This window comes from Allocoprococcus similis (assembly GCF_054660775.1).
Genome location: NZ_BAAHSG010000007.1, coordinates 52,007 through 72,355 on the forward strand (window position 1 = coordinate 52,007; position 20,349 = coordinate 72,355).

The 20,349-nt window shown below is 45.2% G+C and carries 15 protein-coding genes; all 15 read left to right on the plus strand.

Going from position 1 to position 20,349, the window contains the following annotated elements:
- Positions 1-236: 236 nt before the first annotated feature.
- The 15 genes from ACYQ5K_RS04105 to ACYQ5K_RS04175 all read left to right on the plus strand — a co-directional run bounded on the left by ACYQ5K_RS04105 (position 237) and on the right by ACYQ5K_RS04175 (position 20,325).
- Entirely contained in the window at positions 237-446 is a 210-nt protein-coding gene (locus tag ACYQ5K_RS04105; protein ID WP_173688631.1) for a HypC/HybG/HupF family hydrogenase formation chaperone, read from the plus strand.
- Entirely contained in the window at positions 446-1,498 is a 1,053-nt protein-coding gene (hypD, locus tag ACYQ5K_RS04110; protein WP_173688630.1) for a hydrogenase formation protein HypD, read from the plus strand. Before ACYQ5K_RS04105 ends, hypD begins: the two co-directional genes overlap by 1 nt.
- Before the next feature lie 99 nt (positions 1,499-1,597).
- Entirely contained in the window at positions 1,598-2,617 is a 1,020-nt protein-coding gene (hypE, locus tag ACYQ5K_RS04115) for a hydrogenase expression/formation protein HypE (protein WP_173688629.1), read from the plus strand.
- Between the two features lie 98 nt (positions 2,618-2,715).
- The gene (locus ACYQ5K_RS04120) at positions 2,716-2,988 is read left to right on the plus strand and encodes a TM1266 family iron-only hydrogenase system putative regulator (RefSeq protein WP_173688628.1); all 273 of its coding nucleotides are present in this window, start codon (positions 2,716-2,718) and stop codon (positions 2,986-2,988) included.
- Positions 2,985-3,752 (plus strand): nucleotide-binding protein, encoded by a 768-nt coding sequence (locus tag ACYQ5K_RS04125; protein WP_459777280.1) that lies wholly within the window; start codon positions 2,985-2,987, stop codon positions 3,750-3,752. Before ACYQ5K_RS04120 ends, ACYQ5K_RS04125 begins: the two co-directional genes overlap by 4 nt.
- Entirely contained in the window at positions 3,746-5,086 is a 1,341-nt protein-coding gene (locus ACYQ5K_RS04130; protein ID WP_173688626.1) for a nitrogenase component 1, read from the plus strand. The genes ACYQ5K_RS04125 and ACYQ5K_RS04130 overlap by 7 nt, the downstream gene beginning before the upstream one ends.
- Positions 5,083-6,198, plus strand: coding sequence for a nitrogenase component 1 (locus tag ACYQ5K_RS04135; protein WP_173688625.1), 1,116 nt, complete (start codon positions 5,083-5,085; stop codon positions 6,196-6,198). The genes ACYQ5K_RS04130 and ACYQ5K_RS04135 overlap by 4 nt, the downstream gene beginning before the upstream one ends.
- A 455-nt stretch (positions 6,199-6,653) precedes the next feature.
- Positions 6,654-9,710, plus strand: coding sequence for a prepilin-type N-terminal cleavage/methylation domain-containing protein (locus ACYQ5K_RS04140; RefSeq protein ID WP_459777281.1), 3,057 nt, complete (start codon positions 6,654-6,656; stop codon positions 9,708-9,710).
- Entirely contained in the window at positions 9,662-16,465 is a 6,804-nt protein-coding gene (locus ACYQ5K_RS04145) for an autotransporter outer membrane beta-barrel domain-containing protein (RefSeq protein WP_459777282.1), read from the plus strand. Before ACYQ5K_RS04140 ends, ACYQ5K_RS04145 begins: the two co-directional genes overlap by 49 nt.
- Before the next feature lie 14 nt (positions 16,466-16,479).
- Positions 16,480-17,319 (plus strand): hypothetical protein, encoded by an 840-nt coding sequence (locus tag ACYQ5K_RS04150; RefSeq protein ID WP_178024735.1) that lies wholly within the window; start codon positions 16,480-16,482, stop codon positions 17,317-17,319.
- Positions 17,306-17,719, plus strand: coding sequence for a type IV pilus modification PilV family protein (locus tag ACYQ5K_RS04155; RefSeq protein WP_178024733.1), 414 nt, complete (start codon positions 17,306-17,308; stop codon positions 17,717-17,719). The genes ACYQ5K_RS04150 and ACYQ5K_RS04155 overlap by 14 nt, the downstream gene beginning before the upstream one ends.
- Positions 17,720-17,721: 2 nt before the next feature.
- The gene (locus ACYQ5K_RS04160; RefSeq protein ID WP_178024731.1) at positions 17,722-18,477 is read left to right on the plus strand and encodes a hypothetical protein; all 756 of its coding nucleotides are present in this window, start codon (positions 17,722-17,724) and stop codon (positions 18,475-18,477) included.
- Between the two features lie 96 nt (positions 18,478-18,573).
- Entirely contained in the window at positions 18,574-19,023 is a 450-nt protein-coding gene (locus tag ACYQ5K_RS04165; protein WP_178024729.1) for a prepilin-type N-terminal cleavage/methylation domain-containing protein, read from the plus strand.
- A gap of 71 nt (positions 19,024-19,094) precedes the next feature.
- Positions 19,095-19,541 carry a hypothetical protein gene (locus ACYQ5K_RS04170; protein WP_195230317.1) on the plus strand — a complete coding sequence of 149 codons (447 nt, stop codon included), beginning with the start codon at positions 19,095-19,097 and terminating at the stop codon, positions 19,539-19,541.
- A gap of 1 nt (position 19,542) precedes the next feature.
- Positions 19,543-20,325 carry a prepilin peptidase gene (locus ACYQ5K_RS04175; RefSeq protein ID WP_178024726.1) on the plus strand — a complete coding sequence of 261 codons (783 nt, stop codon included), beginning with the start codon at positions 19,543-19,545 and terminating at the stop codon, positions 20,323-20,325.
- The last annotated feature ends 24 nt before the right edge of the window (positions 20,326-20,349 follow it).

Below are 20,349 nucleotides of genomic sequence, written 5' to 3' on the forward strand. Positions count from 1 at the left end.
AATAAAAGAGGAAAAGGACCACCAGAGACAAGCAAATCAGGAATTGACAACAAGGCACTGCCTTGTCAATTCCCCCTTTGTCAACACGTTAAATTTTAGGAAGCGCCAGCAGGGAGAGAAAACAATTGGGACCGGCTGCATTTGCAGGAGCCCGAGCGTTCTCTTGGAAACTGCAGCCGGTCCCAATTGTTTTCACTCCCTGCGTCCCTTCCCCAAAAAAAGGAGGAATTACCCACATGTGTGTCGGATTATCAGCAAAAGTTGTAAAAATCAGTAACGGAACCGCTGTCGTTGATGCAGGCGGTGCAAAAAGAGAGGTCTCATCCCAGCTCCTGGAAAATCTGGAACCGGGCGATTACGTCATGGTTCACGCCGGAGTTGCGATCGCAAAGATCACCGATGAGGATGAAAGCGAGACCGATCAGCTTATGGAGGAACTGCTGTAATGGAAGAACAGAAGAAACGAACAGCCAGAGAGATCATAGAAAATTATGACGGACCATCAGTGCGGATCATGGAAGTTTGTGGAACCCATACCCATGAGATTTTCCGTCTGGGGATCAGGAAACTTTTGCCAAAGCAGGTAGAACTGATCTCGGGACCGGGATGTCCGGTCTGCGTGACACCGGTCAGTTTTATCGATGAAGCAATTTATCTGGCATTAGAGAAAAATGTGACGATCTGTACCTTCGGCGATCTGGTCCGCGTACCGGGAAGCCAGATGAGCCTTGCCGGAGCCAGAGAAAAAGGTGCAAAGATCCATATCGTCTACTCCCCGGCAGATGCTGAAAAATACGCCAAAGAGCATCCGGAAGAACAGGTGACATTCCTGTCAGTTGGATTTGAGACAACCACACCGGCTGGATGTCTTTCGGTTAAACAGGCAAAGGAAGATGGGATTTCCAATTATTCCCTTCTGGTTGCCAATAAGACTATGCCGGGAGCTTATGAGGCACTCAAAGGAAGTGCCGATGTATTCTTATATCCGGGCCATGTCAATGCAATCACAGGGACCGAACTCTGTGAACAGCTGACAGAAGAAGGTGTCAGCGGAGTGGTAGCCGGATTTACCGCAAAAGAACTGCTTACCGCACTTGCGGTTGCTCTGGTGCGTTTTCAGGAAGGAAAGCCGTTCTTCGTAAACTGCTATCCGAGAGTTGTCACCAGAGAAGGAAGCCGTGAGGCACAGAGACTGGTAGATGAACTGATGGAAGGCTGCGACAGCGAGTGGAGAGGTCTTGGAATTATTCCGGGATCTGGCATGCAGCTGAGAGAAGAATGGGAAGCTTTTGATGCAAGAAAGAAATACAATATGCCAAAGATCGAAGGAAAAGCAAATCCGGCATGCCGCTGCGGAGATGTACTGCAGGGAAAATGCAAACCGTCCGACTGCAAGGTATTTGGCAAGGTATGTACACCACAGCACCCGGTAGGAGCCTGCATGGTATCCGGCGAGGGCGCATGTTCGGCTTATTTCATGTATGATACCAGGGGATAAAAGTCAGAACAATCCGGTATCAGGGAAAAGAAGGAATGGAACACCGGAACAATCCGGTATCATATATGCGGAAACAACTAAGAGAGAAGGAATTTTAAAATGGAAAATAAAATAGAAACCCAGACAGTAACCATGGCACACGGAGCCGGCGGAAAGCAGACTTCAGAGCTGATCGATAAAGTATTTGCAGCACATTTTGCCAATCCGGATCTGACTGCAGATGATGCAGCAGTTCTTGTACCTCCGGTCGGAAAGATGGCAGTATCCACAGATGGATTTATCGTATCGCCTGCATTTTTCCCGGGCGGAAATATCGGAAAGCTTTCCATCTGTGGTACCGTCAACGATCTGGCATGCATGGGAGCAAAACCGCTTTATCTGACCTGCGCATTCGTCATTGAAGAAGGATTCCCGATGGAAAAACTGGAAGAAATTGCAGCAGCCATGGAGAAAACAGCAAAAGAAGCCGGTGTCCGCATTGTATCCGGAGATACCAAGGTAGCAGGAAAAGGACAGGTAGACGGTGTATTTATCACAACAACCGGAATGGGACAGATCGAGGACGGCGTAAAAGTCGGAGGAGAACTGGCACAGCCGGGAGATGCAATTATCGTAACCGGAGATGTGGGACGCCACGGATGCACGATCCTCCTTGCAAGAGAAGACTTCGGAATCGAAGCTGATGTGACCAGTGACTGCGCACCACTGTGGCATACCGTAGAAGAAGTGATGCATGCAACCCATGACCTGCATGTGATCCGCGATGCGACAAGAGGCGGAGTTGGAACGGTACTCTATGAGATTGCAGGACAGAGTAATGTTGGAATCCGTCTGGATGCTGAAAAAGTTCCGGTTGCACCGGAAGTGAAGGGAGTTTGTGGAATGCTCGGTCTGGAGCCACTTTATCTTGCATGCGAGGGAAGAATGGTTATCATGGCACCGAAAGCAGAGGCAGAAAAAATCGTAGAAGCCCTGCACAAATGCCCGTACTCACAGAATGCAGCGATCATCGGAGAAGTGACGGCAGAGCAGCCGGGCAAAGTTGTTATGACTACAGAAATCGGAACGCAGGCACTTCTGCCACAGCCGGGCGGAGAGCTGCTTCCTCGGATTTGTTAAACAATCTGAAATGCGGAGAGTAAAAAGCGAAGCGGAATCGAGCTGGCATTTCAAAAAAGAATCGACCTGACATTTCAGAAAAGAAAGGAGACATTTTCATGGACACCAGGGTAGCAGTCATTTCGATCATTGTGGAAAATCCTGCCGCGATTGAGGAACTGAACCATTACCTGCATGAAGCAGGAGAGTATATCATTGGAAGAATGGGAATTCCATATCGTCAGAGGGGAATCAACATCATCAGTATTGCCATTGATGCACCGCAGGATACGATCAGTGCCCTGTCTGGTAAGATCGGGCGTCTGAATGGGGTATCCACAAAAACGGCGTACTCGAACGTCATTACGAAAGCGGAGGAAAAAGCGGAATGAAAAAGATAGCAGTGTACGGAAAAGGCGGGATCGGAAAATCCACAACCGTATCCAATCTTGCGGTGGCACTTGCCGAAAAAGGATACAAGGTCATGCAGATCGGCTGTGATCCGAAGGCGGATTCGACCATCCAGCTCCGGCACGGAAAGGAGATTCCGACCGTACTGGAAATGTTCCAACAGAAGAAACAGAATCTGAAACTGGAAGATATGGTTACGGTTGGCTATGCAGGTGTGGTCTGTGTGGAAGCAGGTGGACCGACACCGGGACTTGGATGTGCAGGACGCGGGATCATCACCGCCCTTGAGAAGCTGGAAGAAACCGGTGCTTATGAGACCTACCAGCCGGATATCGTGTTATATGATGTACTTGGTGATGTAGTCTGCGGTGGCTTTTCCATGCCGATGCGAAAGGGCTATGCGGATCAGGTATTCATCATCACATCCGGTGAAAATATGGCGATCCATGCCGGGGCCAATATTGCAATGGCAGTAGAGAATTTCAAGAACCGGGGATATGCCTCCCTTGGCGGTATTATTTTAAATAAAAGAGAGGTTCCGAGAGAGGAAGAAAAGGTGCAGGAGCTTGCAGGGGATTTTCACACGCAGATCATTGGACGGCTTGACCGGAGCGAACTTGTGATGGAAGCAGAAGAAGACGGCAAGGTTCTGCTGGAATACGCACCGGATTCCCAGATGGCAGAGGAATACCGGAAGCTGGCAGATCAGATCCTTGCAGTGTGCGGAGAGGAGAAGCCATGTTAAAACGGGTAGGACATCCGGTGGATGAAAAAGGCGCGGCAGTAGCCATCAAGGATGCCGCATTTCCGGTTCCATTTGCACCGGGGCTTGAATTTAACTCGCCGGTTCACGGCAACTGGAACATCGTGCATACCGGAATGCTGATGCCGGAGGCAAGACAGATCTATGTCTGTGCGGATAACTGCATGCGGGGTGTGGTGCTGACAGCGGCGGAAATGAATGCGGCTGACCGGTTTTCCTTTGTGATCGTAAAAGAAGAGAATCTGTTAAATGGAAATCTGGAGGACATCACCATCGAAGGCGTGACAGATGTGCTGAATAAGCTGGAAGAAAAACCGAAAGCAGTTCTTTTATTTACCGTCTGTCTGCATCATTTTCTGGGATGCGACCTGGAACGGGTGTTTCAGGAACTGGAGGAGAGGTTCCCGGAGATTACGTTTATCCGCTGTTATATGGATCCGATCATGCAGAAACATGGACCTACACCGGATCAGAAGCTGAGAAAGGCGATTTATGAACCACTTCCAAAGCGAAAAGCAGATGAAAAAGCCGTGAGTTTTCTAGGCAGTGATTTCGAACTGGGAAAAAATGCAGATCTGAAACGAATCGTCCGGGCACATCAGGGAAGCTTCCGGGAACTGCCGGGATGTAAAAACTGGGAAGACTATCTGGCACTTTCCGAAGGAAAACTTTTTGTATCTTCTTATCCACCATCTAAGTATGGTGCGGAAGTGCTTTCAAAGCGTCTGAAACGGCCATACCTGTATCTGCCGGGCAGTTTTGATTATGAAGAGATCACAGCACAGCTGGAAAATTTCTGCCAGGCAATGGGCTATGGAAAGCTGGAGGAAACGATTTCAGTAGAAGAGGAAATTGCTGCCTGTGAAAGGGCACTGGAAAAGGCGCATGAGGTGATCGGAGACACTGCGGTTGCCATTGATTATCTGTACCATCCGCGTCCACTGGGACTTGCAAAGCTTCTGCTTACTCATGGTTTCCGGGTGACACGGATTTATCTGGACTCCATCAGTCCGGAAGAAAAAGAGGAGTTTGGGTGGCTGAAGGAGCATGCACCGGAGATTCAGCTGATTGCAACGATCCAGGTGAAAATGCGTGTACTCCCACGAAAATCGGATGAAAAAATACTGGCGATCGGACAGAAGGCGGCGTGGTTCACCGGAAGTCCGTATTTTGTCAATATGGTACAGGGCGGCGGTCTTTACGGATTTGACGGGATCCGCAGGACAGCAGAGCTTATGGTCGAAGCATTTACCGAAGAAAAAGACACGGAAGATCTGGTTGTGCGAAAAGGATGGGGGTGCGAAAGCTGCATATGAGACAATCTTATCGAATCATACCAATTTATACAGCGGACGTATCCGGCGTGTGTTCGGCACTTTATGAGCTGGGTGGCATGACGGTCATGCACGATCCGTCCGGATGCAATTCGACCTACAACACTCACGATGAGATCCGCTGGTACGATCAGGACAGTCTGATCTATATTTCCGGTCTGACAGAAATTGATGCGATCATGGGAAATGATCAAAAATTTCTGGATGATATCAAAGAGGCAGCAAGGGAGCTGCATCCAAAATTTATTGCCCTTGCAGGGTCCCCGATTCCGTATATGAATGGAACCGATTTTCCGGCACTGGCGCAGGTACTGGAGGAAGAAACCGGAATTCCTGCATTTGCAGTACCGACGAACGGAATGCATGATTATGTGTATGGGGCAGGAATTGCATTAGAAGAGATCGCGAAGAGATTTACCGGGGAAAAGACAGGACGGATTCAGGCGCGCACCGTCAATCTGCTTGGTGTGACACCGCTGGATTTTGGACCGGTATCTCATGTAGAGGTGCTGAAAGAGAACCTGAAAGCCTGTGGATGGAAGGTGCTGTCCACCTGGGCAATGGGAGATGAACCGGATGCATTTTTGCAGGCAGGAGAAGCAGAGGTGAATCTGGTGGTATCTTCAGTCGGACTTCGTGCAGCGAAGGTGCTGGAAGAAAAGTTCGGAACCCCGTATGTGGTTGGAACGCCGATTGGTTCTTATACAGAGCGGATTGCGAAAGCACTGGAAGAAAAAGAGCAGATATCATATCGAAAAGACCGGATGCAGGGAAGAAAAGATCGGAAGGTGACGTTGATCGGGGAGCCTGTGATCATGGAATCCCTGGCGGCAGGAATCGAAGAAAAGTATGACTGCCGTGTGGAGGTGCTTTGTCCACTGGAAGAAACAGATGGCTTACTGGCAGATGGGGACAGATGGGTTCATGGAGAAGAAGAGATGGAAGAGGCATTGAAAGCTGCTGAGATCATTGTGGCAGATCCGTTATATAAACCGATCTGTCCGAAGAACTGTGAATTTTATGAGCTGCCGCATATTGCATTTTCCGGAAGGATTTATCTGAAAAAGCTTCCGGTGCTGGGAAAACTGGTTTAAGGACCGGATATGCGTGCCGAAGCAGCGGTTATGAAAAAAGAATATCTGTAAAAAGAGAAAATGCTTTTTGGAGAAAGATCTGAGAAGGATTTTCTTTTTTTATTTCCTAGGAAATTCCGAAGGAACTTCCTAGGAAATAAAAGGCACTACGTGCCGGAGATGCGCACTCGCACGAAGATGAAGAAAGTCGCAAGCGACTGCGCTCGGCGCGAGAATATGCCAAGGCACATTCTTTTTTCTTTCATTTTATGGGTTACTGACAGACCGTCTTTTTTGAAGGTTAAAATAGCAGAAGAACGTGACAAATGGCGGAGAAATGCAGAGTAACGAGGTAAAAGGTGAGAAAAAAATTACAAATAACATTAAAAATGATGCTGTTTTTTTGCGAAAGAACTGCTATAATCTACTATGTATAATTAGAATTTGACGAATGAATATATAGTAGGTGTACGAATATGAGGAAAAACAGAAAAAAAGGATTTACAATGGTCGAACTGATTGTAGTACTCATCATCCTTTCGATCATTGCAGCAATCGCAGTTCCGTTTTTTATCAATTACTGGCGGAAAGCGGAATTTAGAAAAAATGAGGAGAATGCCAAGACAGTCTATCTGGCAGCAGAGTCGAAGCTTACCTATTACCGGTCATCCGGTCAATGGGACAGCTTTAAGAAGCAGGTTGAGAAAAAAGGGATCAAGTATAGCGGCTCGGATCTGAAGCTGAATGGTAAAATTTATGCGATCACGCTGGATGCAGATTTTTATGACAGCAAGAATTCAAAGAAGAATCCGGTGCTTACGCTGATCGATGATTATACCTATGATAAAGATATATACAAAGGTGCGATCGCAATTGAAATTGATATCGAATCCGGTGAAGTGTATTCTGCATTTTATGCAACAAAATGCGACAGTCTGAATTATGCCGAGAAAGATGAAAACCATTCGCTTACCATGCTTGACAGGGAATATGAAAGCAGAAGCAAACGACTGCTTGGTTATTATTCTGCAGATGATACGGTAAATGCAGTCAATCTTGGTACAACGAAGCTTCGTATTGCAACGATCAGTCTTCAGAACAGTGAACGGTTGTCGCTGAACTGGTCAAGTAATGTCGGCAACAGTCTGGACGTAAGCTATGAGATTACTTTCTATTTAAAAGGAAGTGACAAAAAGCTTTTCAGCATGGTTGTATCGCCATATGATCTTCGGAAAAACGGATGGTCCATTGATCAGAATAAGTCGGACCGTGGACAGATGGCATCGGTTACTCTGAAGGATGAAAACAATAAAGAAAGTGAAGGATGGGAGTTCCCACTGACCTACAGCGATAATAAGTACTCTCTGGTTCTTGATGCCATGATGTCTGCGAAGACACAGGCAACGCTGGCATCGGATCCATCTGCTTATGAGAAAACGTTGAGCACAAGCATCTGCCGTCTTGCTTCGATGACATCAGCAAAAGATCTTGCAAAGGCACAGAATATTTATGCGACGGTAAAAGCAACATCTTACGCAGGAAAGGATTCGGCAAATCTGATCCAGAAGGAATATAAAGACAGTGAGTCGGTATCATCTAATACAGCGAATACCATGTATGCGGACAGCACATCCAAAAATGATGTAAAGATTGCTGCGTACCGTCATCTTTCCAATATCCGGTATTATGCAGAGGAAGGAAATCCGACCTTCACACTTACCAATAAAAATATGGACTGGACTTCAGCCGGTACCGGTGTGTATCAGCTGACGCAGCAGGCTTCGGGTAATGTCTCCGGACAGAAGAATGTCCTGAAGCTGTCCTGGAAAGAAAACAGTAAAACTTCGGTCAGTGATTTCCCGGTGATTGCAGAGCTTCCTGCAGGCTATACGTTAAAAGGAAAGGGAGGAAGTACGCTGCTCTCGAATCTGAAGCTGGGTGAGGACTCGATTATTGATGATACAACAGCAGACGAACTTCAGACTGCTGCAGCAGTACAGAAAACCAGGAGAACCGAAACGAAGGCAGCAGGTCAGGTGAGCAGACCAGAGTATCTGGGACTGTTCTGTGAAGTAAAGGGAACAATCGAACAGGTGACGATCCAGAATCCGAAACTGACCTTTGGAACGGAAAAGGCAGATACCAGGAAGTATTCGTCACTGAAAGGAATCGGAATCCTTGCCGGGCGAAGCGAGGGAAATATATCAGATACGGCAGTGACCGGAAAAGATACGGCAGTCAATGTATCGCTTGAACAGACTGGTGCAGGGGCATCCGACAGATCTGCTATGGTAGCGGTCGGCGGAATGATCGGAACGATGGCAAATGCAGATGGCACTACGGTAGCAACAGGGAAGGCAACAAAGCTTTCTATGTCAGGGACTATGAATGTCACGATCCCGGATACTAACTCCCAAAGTGCGGCAAGAGGTATCGGCGGGATTGTCGGATATGCAAATCTGCCAACCAAAAAGAATGGTGCCAAAATTGAAAAATGTGAAAACCATGCGAATATTAACGGTAATTACTGTACAGGCGGAATTGCCGGAAAGGTAACCGGTACATTAGAGGCTGCGACCTATCAGGATGGTGTGTTAAGAGAAATGTCGGACCTGACAGACTGCAGTAATGACGGACTTGTACTTTGCACCGCTTCTTCCGCTACAGACGGCTCAGAAGAAGGAAAATATTTTGGCGGCGTTGTCGGGTACGGGAAACAGACGCTTCTTTATGGAGCTTCGAGTGCAGCCGGACAGACGGGGTATGTTTATGATGTAACCCAGAAAGATGAATTACTTCGTGGAGAATATGTTGGTGGAATCATTGGATACGGAAACATTTCCATGCTTGCCAACTGTTCTACAAAGAGCGGTGGATATGTTCTGGGATCTAGGTATGTCGGCGGAATCGCCGGTGGCCTTAGAGGTCTTGACCAGGCGATCCGGGCGCACGGCGGAGTCTCTGTCACAACCAATGGAAACTATGTGATCGGAAACAGTTATGTGGGAGGAATCGTTGGTGAGAATGCAGATGCGGTTGTACTTACGGACTGCATCAACAATGGTGTGGCAGCAGGTTATGAGGAATATGTTGGAGGGATTGTTGGATATAATGCCAGCGAAGCGACAATCTCAGACTGCGCAAGCTACTTATCCGATTATGATAATTCTATTTACAATACGATCGTAAATAACTGGGAAGCAAAAGCGGATTATGCAGGTGGAATTGCAGGATATAATGATGGCACCATTCTGTTTTCCGAGGAAAGCCAGAATATTACGGTCAAATCTGTTTCCAGTATCGTGGTTGGAGAAGATTATGTCGGGGGCGTAGTTGGATTCAACGATGTGAATGCCACGATCAAGGTAAACTATACCCTGATTGGTGGACGCATTTATGCATTCGGAAAATGTGCAGGCGGTGCCTTTGGATTAAATGCGTCGGCGTCTGTGACGGAATCAGACTTAAAGATCCGTCCACAAGTGTGGAAGGTCAGCTTTTTGTCGGCGGATGTATTGGAGCGAATCTGGTAAATACAAATAACGATCTTGTGATGGATGGAATCCATACAGATAACATCCTTGGTACGATCAAAGGAAAGGCATTCTGTGGTGGCGTGGTTGGATATATCAGCACCTATTCTACAACAGAAGGAGAATTGCGGGAAAATGCAGATAAACTGCTGCCGGAGCTGAGTGCGGACAATATCCCGGTATATGCGAGTGGATATACCAATACCAATACGGCAAAGATCACAGTCACAACAACGAATAATCTTCCGATCACTGCCAGTCTGTATACAGGAGGGATTCTTGGATACAGCGAAAAGAACAGTAAGATCGTAGTGAAGAATTGTACCAATTCAGGAAATATTTCTCTGACATCTGCGGCGTTTGGTGAATCGGTCGGAACGGTGAAGCTGGGGACATTTGCAAAAAAAGAGATTGATTCGGGCATAGATCTGCCAGATGAGGCGGAAAATCTGGAGCTGCACCTGGTAGGTGGAATTGTCGGAGTCAATCTGAAGAATCAGATCATCGACAACTGTACCAACAAGGGAAGTTTATCCGGCTTCACAGGAATCGGCGGAGTGGTCGGACTGAATGCGGGACTCATTTATCAGTGTACTCTCAGCGAGCATTTTGGAAATGCAGCGCTTAGTTATGTCGGTGGAATTGCCGGACTGAATATCGGAAGCGATACGACATTTACAGATGGAACAAGAAACTACACAGCAGGAACCATTGAAAAATGTAGTACCATGTCAGGAAAGACCATTTCCGGTAATCAGAATCTGGGGGGAATCGTCGGCTGGAATCTGACCAAAGGTGTGATAAGAGAGAACACCAGCTATGCAAATATTTCTGCTGCCAGTGATAATGTCGGTGGAATCGCAGGTAGAAACAGCGGTACGATCCAGGTTGCTGAAGACGAGAATATCAGCCGCAGCATTATGAGCAGTCACGGAACAAATGTGGGCGGTATTATTGGTATTAATGAAAAAACAGGAACTCTGCGTGTTACCGGAGATGGCGGAACAAACGGAGAAATTGTAGCTGTCGGAAGCGGAGCACGGATCACCGGCTATGAAAATGTCGGTGGAATTGTTGGAAACTATCTGGGTCAGGATTCTCTTGGCCAGTCCGGAACACAGTATCTGATATGTAAGGCGAGTCAGGTACGGGCAACCCATGGAATGGTCGGAGGAATTGTCGGTACAACCAGTGGAAATGTGACCAATACAATCAACCGGGCAGGAAAAGTAACTGCGGATTCCGGATATGCGGGAGGAATTACGGCAGTTAATGCGGCAAAGATTTCAAACAGTAAAGATTACGGAAGTGTGAGCAGCAGTTCCGGATATGCCGGAGGAATTGCGGCACAAAATGAAGCCGATGGAATCATTGAGAACTGCAACGTTCAGGGAACAAAAACGAAAAAGGCAGAGATTTACAGTCTGGGCGTTATGGACGCAGGAGCAATCTGTGCGGTGAATAACGGGACGATCCTTGGAAGTGCACCGGAAGAAAACGTAGTGATCAGCGGAAGTGCGGTCAATATCGGAGGAATTACCGGATTGAATAACGGAACCGTAGGAGATTCCCAGGCGACCGGAAGAGTGACAGAAATCACAACCATGCCGGAAATCAATGTACAGCAGACTGCGCTGGTTGTCGGAGGCGCTGTCGGCATGAACCAGGGGACGGTGGCGAGAGTTTCAGTAAAAGGTGTGGACTTTAAGAATTTCAGTGGATATAAATATCTTGGCGGAGTTGTTGGGAGCAATGGAAATGCTACTGTTTTACAGAATGGGGCAAATGATGTTTCGGTTATCAATTGTACTTATTCCGGAGAAATAAAAGAAGCAAGTAGTGAAGCGGGAAACTCTTATGGCGGAATTTCCGGAATTAATTATGCACTGCTGAGAGATAATGAAGTTACTTATATTAAAATGAATATTCAAGGAGTTTACAGTGCCACAAGTTCAAATACAGCAGAACAAAAAGAAGCACTTTCAAGTCATGCCGGTGGAATTACTGGGAAAAATGAGGAAAATGGCTGTATTGAGGGGTGTATGCTTGCAGATAATGAGTCAAGCAGTCTGAGTGCAGAGGCTGGTATGCTCGGTGGAGTAACCGGATTCAATAAGGGCGAGATCGTGATGTCAGGAAGTGGAAAAACTTCTGAAATAATCTATGATAATGAACAAGAAGATACGCTTGATGCGATGAATCTGAGAGCAAGAAATTCCGGATTGAAAGAAGATGGAAGTAAGTACATCAACTATAATAATTGGCTGAGTCGAAAAATATATTCTGATAATACAAGTATTACATCCGTAAAATTGCAGATGTATATGAATGCAAATGGAAATTTGGGAGGAATTACTGCATTTAACGGAACTACAGGATCTGTTAATAAGTGCGTATCGGGAAACTGGTTCATCTTGAATAAGTCACAGGCGCTTAGTGTAGGTACCGGTGGAATTATCGGAATGAATGAATCGGAAAATGATTCGACATATTTGATTAATGGTGCGTTTGTAGGACGTGAGCTGTCGAACGGAATTTCTAACCGATTTGCGGGTGGAATCATTGGAAATCAGAACAATTCGACATCCAGTGACTGGAATATTAAAAACTGTATTAATTACGGAACAATATATTGTTATAATACCCATTATTCTGGTGGAATTATGGGACAGTGGACAGGAACCGGAGGAACCATAGAAAAATGCCGCAATTACGGAAATTTGCAGACAACCTTTGGTGCAGACTGGATTGGTGCATCCGGAGGAATTGTAGCACAGCTATATCATCCATATGAACAAAATACATATAATGTTATAAGTTGTAACAATTATGGAAGTATTTACAAACAAAATGGCTCAAGCGGAAGCGGTGCAAACGATAGTGCGGGAATACTAGGGAATATCACAACTTACAGAACAGCTAATGTCAGTCGGGGACAAAGTTTTATAGTACAGATTCTTGATTGCGTAAATGAATCAGGTGTACAGATTTATTCGGCATCTATGGCATCGGGGATTTTTGGCTTCTTGTCCTGTGATAATGCGAATGGTACAGCTATACAAACATCGACGCAGAATGTTGTTATGCGAATAGAAAGATGCCGGAATTTTGGTAATAAGTTAAATGGCGATAATTTTGCTACTGGTATTTTTGGAGACCGGTATAGTGAAAATAATGCGGCCGGTGCATCATGGTCGGAAAATACGATTGTAAAGGATTGTTATTCGCTGAATCTGGGAAGTAATAATTATAACAAAACAAAATATCCGATTTATTCAGTTGCAAGTGATTTTACAAAAAAAGGAAGACCAAAGGCTATGCCTGAAGAAAACCGGAAAGGCAATTATTATCTTGATGGATCAAATTCTACGAATCCATGGGCATTTACTAATATTAGAATTTCCAAAAGTAAATCGGGGAGTGGAAGCGCTCAAAATGGTTTGACGGAAGGTGGCTTGCAGTCATACGGAAAAGGCGACTGGAAAGATTTTAATACCTATACATTTGATTATTTCTTTATGTATGATATGGATAGAGAACAATATTTTGCTACATACATCTATCCGCAAAAGACGGTAAATGGATCTTCATGCCGGCTGGATGATCGTTACATAAAATATAATAATGAAGTTATAGGTGAAGTCTTATTTTATCTGGATAAAGGGGAAGTGCCAACATGGAATAAATTATATGGAACTTATATTTCAACTCCGGATAATGTGCTTGTAGAAGATACCAGAACCAGTTATCGGCGTTTGGAAGGAATTGTTTCGAATTCCGGAACTGAGAAGATCCTTGCTCCGGCTTCGGCAGAAGCCACAGTTGCTGATGGAAAGATTTTGATGCTGGTTACGCCAAATGATCTTGTGGGGGCTGCAACACCGGAAAAATGCGATCCATTTGCTTATGTTGTATCAATCACGGATGAACAAGGTATGACAAAAGAACATGTGATGTATACAGAAGAAGCGAGCTTTGATATACCGGCAGGAATGTCAGGGACGCTAAAGATTGCAGTCAGATCAAAGAGCATGTACGATAATATAGAAGAGTCAGAGCCTATAACAGCAGAGGTGAGACAGGGAGAAGGAATACTGCCGACTCCGGATGTAAAAGTAGAGCTGATTGAAACCGGAACAGGATCGGGACAATATACCTATCGTTATAGTTTAAATAATCTGGATGTTTATAACAAGAAGTATTCAGGATGGCAGGTAAAGATCAGCCTGTTTGGTCGGTATGAAACATTGATTCTAGATGCTAAAAATCCTACAGGAAAGCTTTCCATTGATTATTCTGAAAAGTGGTATCAGATTAATGCGCAGGCGATAGGAGAAGACTATCAGTCATCAACACTTACTTCTGTACCCGTATATCTCCCGAATTATCAGCCGCAAATTAAGGTGGGAACTTATAACGGCAATGACAGAGTAAAAGCAACAACATCAATCAGTGGTAGCAGCCTGGATGATCTGAAGATTGATGTTACGCTTGAGGGAGCAAATACAAATATTGTAGAAATCCCTACCATTTATCGTGCAGAACTGATTGGAACATGGAAGAGCGGAACTTCAGAAAAACAGAATGTTGTGTTTGCAAAAACCGATATGATGTCAGTATCCAAAGGAAATGCAGTAGCAACATTTGCAAATCTTCCAGATTATCTGCGGGATGCATCGAACCTGAAGATTCGTCTCTGGTATTCACAGTCTGGTCTTGGACCGGTCTACACTTATTATGATGTAGATACAGAAAGTGCTGCAAATATAACTGAGCTGGCTGGTGTTGAAGAGCAGACCGACGGAACAGAAAAATGTGAATGGAAGTATAGTTTCAGTACGGTTTTGAAGAATAACAGTGGATATTTTAATGATTATAACTATACTTCGGGCAGACTGTTCACCTGGCTTGCAGCCCCGGTACTCGATCAGAAAGACGGATCCAACCTGGAACCGACCTACGATGATGAGAACCGGATGCAGTATACCTTCTCATGGGACAAGAATGTAGCTGCGACATCCGATCCGAAGTACAAGATCGAGATGACCGGTATTGATGCAGACGGAAAGGAAGTTACGATTGATACAAGCGCATATAAAGAGAGCGGGCGAAGCTTTACCGCAGACGGAGATGACTGGAATTACACTCAGATCCGGTTGAAAGTAACCCGTATCGGAGATGCATCAAAAGGTCAGATCGGACTTTCTACCACAGCGACCTACAACGTATCACAGCGTCTGGAAAAACCGGGACAGCCATCGGTAGTGAATGTGGATGAAAATGAACTGAACTACAGTGTCAGCTGGGAAAAAATCGCAGATGAGACGTATTGTATGGGATATCAGATTTATGTTCGTGAGTACAGCAATTCTGGCGAGCCTGGAAAAGAAACAGCCATGGGAGATGTGGTCTCGAAGCGTGAAGCAAAAGATGGCAGCTATTCAAAGACGATCGATCTGGAAGCTTATGCGGGTAAACGAATCGTTGTCTATCTGGTAGCCAAAACAAGTAATAAGAATGTCTATGTAGACAGTGCTCCGGGTGTGACCTATGAACTGGAGATTCCGAGCAGACTTGCAGCTCCGGTACTGAATAGATGGCAAGTCAGCTGGACACACGATAAGGAGAAGCCGGTAGATGCGGAAGATTTCAAAAATGGAACAGCAGATGGTCTGAGAATCGACATTACCGCATCAAAAGAGAGCATTCCACCTGGAGGCAGTGCATACCTTCTGAAAGCGTATGTATATAATACACAGGCAGATGCAGAAGCTTCTACGGTAGAAAATCCAGGTAAGAATGTAGTAAAGATTTATCCGCAGACTTATGAGGATAATTTCGTTCCGGTTCAGATGAACATGGAAAACGCACAGGATTATTACCACTTTATGAATAATTTCTCGATTCGCTATGCCGGTAAATGGATCGCGTATTACACCAGAATTTCTTCCGGTAACAGCAGTGTCAGCTCACGGTGGGTGAAAGTCGGAACGGTACAGCTTCCGTATGCAAAACTGACAGCACCGGAAGTAGAAGCAGATACCGTGGGAGAAGAAGAGAAGGTAAAAGTAACCGATACGCCGGAAGTGCCTTCCCATGAAGAACAGTGGAATGCAGAGCGTACGGTGCTGAAATGGAGCAGTATCGACTGTGCAGAAGTCTATTCGATCAATCTGAAAGGAAAACTGACAGAGACAGAAGCCGGACAGGATAATAAGCTGGAAGGAAAACTCCGGGTTATCGAAACGACAGAAACGGTGGAGGGAGAAGAACAGAAGAAAGTAGAACTTCAGCAGTATGTATACCGCAAGGTAAAAGAGAAGACAGAGACTTCTGAGGAAGAATGGAAATGGATCTGGGAGAATGTGAAGGAAAAAGAAGATGATTCACAGGAAGATGTACCGGATGAGGAAAAAATCCATACTTTTGAACCGGAAGTATACAATGTGACGATTGAGTCAAATTATGTTTCAGACAGTGGAGCTTATAATTATTACACAATTACGCTGAAACCGGTGATTATCGCCGAGCCAGACGGAAAAGGCGGATTCCGTTACACTTTGAAACTTCCGGATCTGGAATCTGTGAAAGATACGAATGAAGTTTCTGTGGAACATGGTAATTTTATCGTGACAGAAACGGCAGTGTTTAAAGCAGATGTACTTGCAAATGTAAAAGCAGAAGACGCGGGAAGTGGCAACGGAAGTGATGCATATGTGGCATCAAAGGAAACTGAGATCAAATGGAGTCGGTAAATATGGAGGAAGCTATGAGACATACAGGCTGGCAGCAGCTGAAAGCAAATGAAAAAAAAGGTGTATCCATGGCAGTGGTGCTTTGCGTATCCGCGTTCTTTATCGCTTTTGCGGCTGCCATTCTGTACACGGCGGGACTCATGACGGCGCAGTCGAATCTGCGCCTGAAGGAGGAGCGCTGTTACCAGCTGGCAAAAAGCTATGCAAAGGTATTGGATGGAGAACTGAAAGCCGGAAATACTTCTTCGGGTACGAATTTCTATATTTTTGCGAACAGCTTTCTGGAAAATTCCCAGTACGCGGTTTATAACGATGAAACAGCGTCCAGTGCAGAGGCGACGAAATACAAATTTGTTGCAGATGGGACGAATATAGAGGATCTTTCGAAAGGGCAGATTGAAGACGGATATGGGAATCTATGTATTTCTCTTGCAAAAGAGAAGGTTGGAAGTTCTGCAGGGGATTTGAAAAACGGAGAACTTGATGTCAGTACGGCAACTGATTACACGGCACAGATCGAGGCACTGCAGAATACAGTAGTCAGGCAGTATGTGCTGATGGTTGGAGTGACCGCTTACTATGAGGATGCATCGTATACTTATACCGCAGAATATACAAGAGAAGAAACTTATGATGTGAAGTTTACCTATAAGGGACAGAATATCATATGGGTAGCAAATGAGACCGGAGGGGGCGTCTGGAAGGTCGGAAGTACGGCCGGAAACGAGTGCGTTTTTTCAGATGGTGGAAAAATCGAATATACATACCAGACCAGTGAACCGCTTTCACGGAAATTTGTGGAAGACACGGGAGAGATTACGATAACAGGAGGCGATGGCGATGCACAGAATTAAAAGAATAAAAGCGAAAGCCGGAGAAACCCTGGTAGAAGTCATGGCGAGTATGTTCATTTTCCTGATCATGTTCGGAGTGCTGGAGGGAGCCATTTCCTACAGCAATTCGGCATTGAAAAAGAATAAAGAAATCCGTGCAGACAATGCGGCTGTCCTTGAGGGACTGCAGTCTTCGGAAGAAACGGTAACGGGAAGCCAGAAGAAGATCCGGTTCCGTGCGGCGGATTCCGGTCTGACACAGATTGGAAATGTAGTATTTTCCGTAGATGCAACTCTGGATAGCAAACAGGTCACTTATACAGATGCTGAAAACCGGAAGCAGAATACAATCTTTTATCTTTATGGACCGGTGGCAGCTTCATCAGAGTCCAGACAGACAGATGCTGAAGGAGGAGACTGATCATGAAACGACTGAGGAGCCTGCTTCAAAAAAAAGAAGGAACGACGCTGGTCGAGACTATGGTATGTCTGCTTCTGATCAGTATTATGCTGGCGATGGCAGCATCCGCTTTAAGTGCAGCATCCCGCATTTTTGTCCGGGTGCAGAGGATGCAATATGCACAGTCTATACTGGATACCGCAATGACGGAATTGAGAACAATTACCCAAAATGCGAGTGGGTATGTGAAAATCTATGATATTCCGGCAGATTCAGTAGAAAAAAGTGAAAACATTACAGGAAACATTACAAAAAGTACTGGAAATTTGCGCGGAAATACGGTAGAATTTATAAATGAAGAGGGTTATGTCGTCCTTGTTTCTACGAACGGATGCGAGGATACGGACCTGTATATTCAGAACAATCGAACCGGTCAGGCGTCGGCTGTGGACAGTGGGCAGTTACTGACCAGATATTATTTCCGCAATAGCTCAGAGAACAGTTATATCTATTTGAAGGATGGAGTTCCGGTGGCGCGCGCAGTTGCCACGGTATTTGGAACAGGGTTTTATATGAACAATTATCTGGAAGTGATCTATTCTTTTCCGGAAGGAACCAAAAGTGGTGATCAGGTAGACTGGATCAGCGCGACCGTGAATCTGTACAGTGACAAAGAACTGACGAATCTGGTTGCTACGGACTCAGAAATTCTGGAGTTTAAGCACAGTGTGCTTTGCTGCGAGGAGATTACGGCAAAGGAGGAGACAGGTTCAGATTGAGAAAATTTATATTTATATGATATGAGCGCATGCACCGAAGCGTTTATATAGAAACAAAAGATACTTTAAGAGGAGTGACGAAACATATTTAAGAAAATGAAAGAGAACAAGAAAAAAGGTTTCACACTGGTAGAACTTATCGTTGTACTGGTAATTCTTGCAATCCTGGCAGCTCTGCTGATCCCGGCACTGACTGGATATATTGATAAGGCGAAGAATAAATCAGTTGTTGCTGAAACACGTCAGGCTGTAATGGCTGCTCAGACATTGTATGATGAAGAATATGCTAAAATTAAAACTGGTGAAACAGTTACACTTGATACTACTGGAAAATTTACAAAAGAAGAAATTGCATCATTAGCAGAATTAGGTAAAGATACAATTATTAATGTAACGGTAGAAAATAATAAAATTAAAACATTGGTTTATGATAATGGTCAGAAGAGATGTACATATAATCCTGCTAATAGCAAGAATAATTCAGATGGCGATTATAATGTTGGAAAATCTGGTGAAGATACAACAACTGGTGGGAATACAAATTAAATTGTAATTTAACGAGAACATTGATTTTTATCGTACATAAAAAGTGAAAGATTAGAAAAGGAAACGAAAGCGTGGCTGTTAACAAAAGTGTGCAAAATGCAATTAAATACCGTTGGATAAGGTCGGCACTTAACGTTTTACTTATTCTTCTGCTTACGATCGTCCTCATTATACCTGGGGTGCTCCGGTTGATTTATCGGGCAGACTCCCAGGTGGCTTTGGGAAATGCAAAATCGGTGCGGGTAGCATTCCAGGTAATCGGGACTGAGGCGTACGGCAGTAATGGATCATTCGGTGACACTTCCCATAAGGGAGGTGTCGCCGACGGTTTATATGATGAAATCATTAAACTCAGTAAAGCACCCGGAGATTTCTGGGTATTACAGACCGATGAGACCGGTTATCAGGTCCTTCGGTTTATTTATCAAGAAGGGGAATATACTGTCTGGTATCAGGCAGACGATCCTTCACCATATAAGGTGTATCATGAAGAGACCATGATCGATACCGGAGATTGAGATGTTAGTAGTTTTAGAAGGAATTTTATGGACGATACGGTTCTTTTTCGGAGCCTGTATCTTTAGTTTTTTAACGGTCGTGATCGACCGGTTACCCCGTGGGGAAAATTTAGTACGCGGGAGAAGCCACTGTACAGGCTGTGGCAGAGAACTGACTGCATGGGAACTGATCCCGTGTGTGAGTTTTCTGTGTCTGGGCGGAAAGTGCAGAGGATGTGGGGAGCGGATCCCTTTAAGATGTTTTTGGACAGAACTTACAGGTGGAGCAGCTTTTATCGGCTGCGTGACCAGATATGGCTGCGGCAGATCAGGCGTAATATCGCCAAGAGGCGCAGTGATTTTTGCATATTTAGGAATATTACTTGTGGTAGCCCTGATTGACTGGGATACACAGATGATTTATGATAGATTTCATATTATGATTTTGATACTTGCAGTTTTTGATTTCCTGCTTTATCCGGAGCGGGGAATTGTGACAAGATTGATCGGTGCTCTGATCATTTCCGTACCGATGCTGATCCTGGCACTGGTGATCCCGGGAGCATTCGGGGGCGGAGATATCAAGCTGATGGCAGCAAGCGGACTGCTTCTTGGCACGGCATCTACCGTGTGCGCGATGTTTATCGGAATTGTAACCGGAGGCGGTTATGCGGCGGTGATGCTTGCCGGAAAGAAGCTTGAGAAGAAAGACCAGTTTGCATTTGGACCATTTCTTGCACTGGGACTTGCAGCAGCCGTTTTCTGGGGAGATCAGATTGCAGCGTGGTATCTGCATTTTCTGTAGAGGAACTGCAAAGAAGTGAAATAG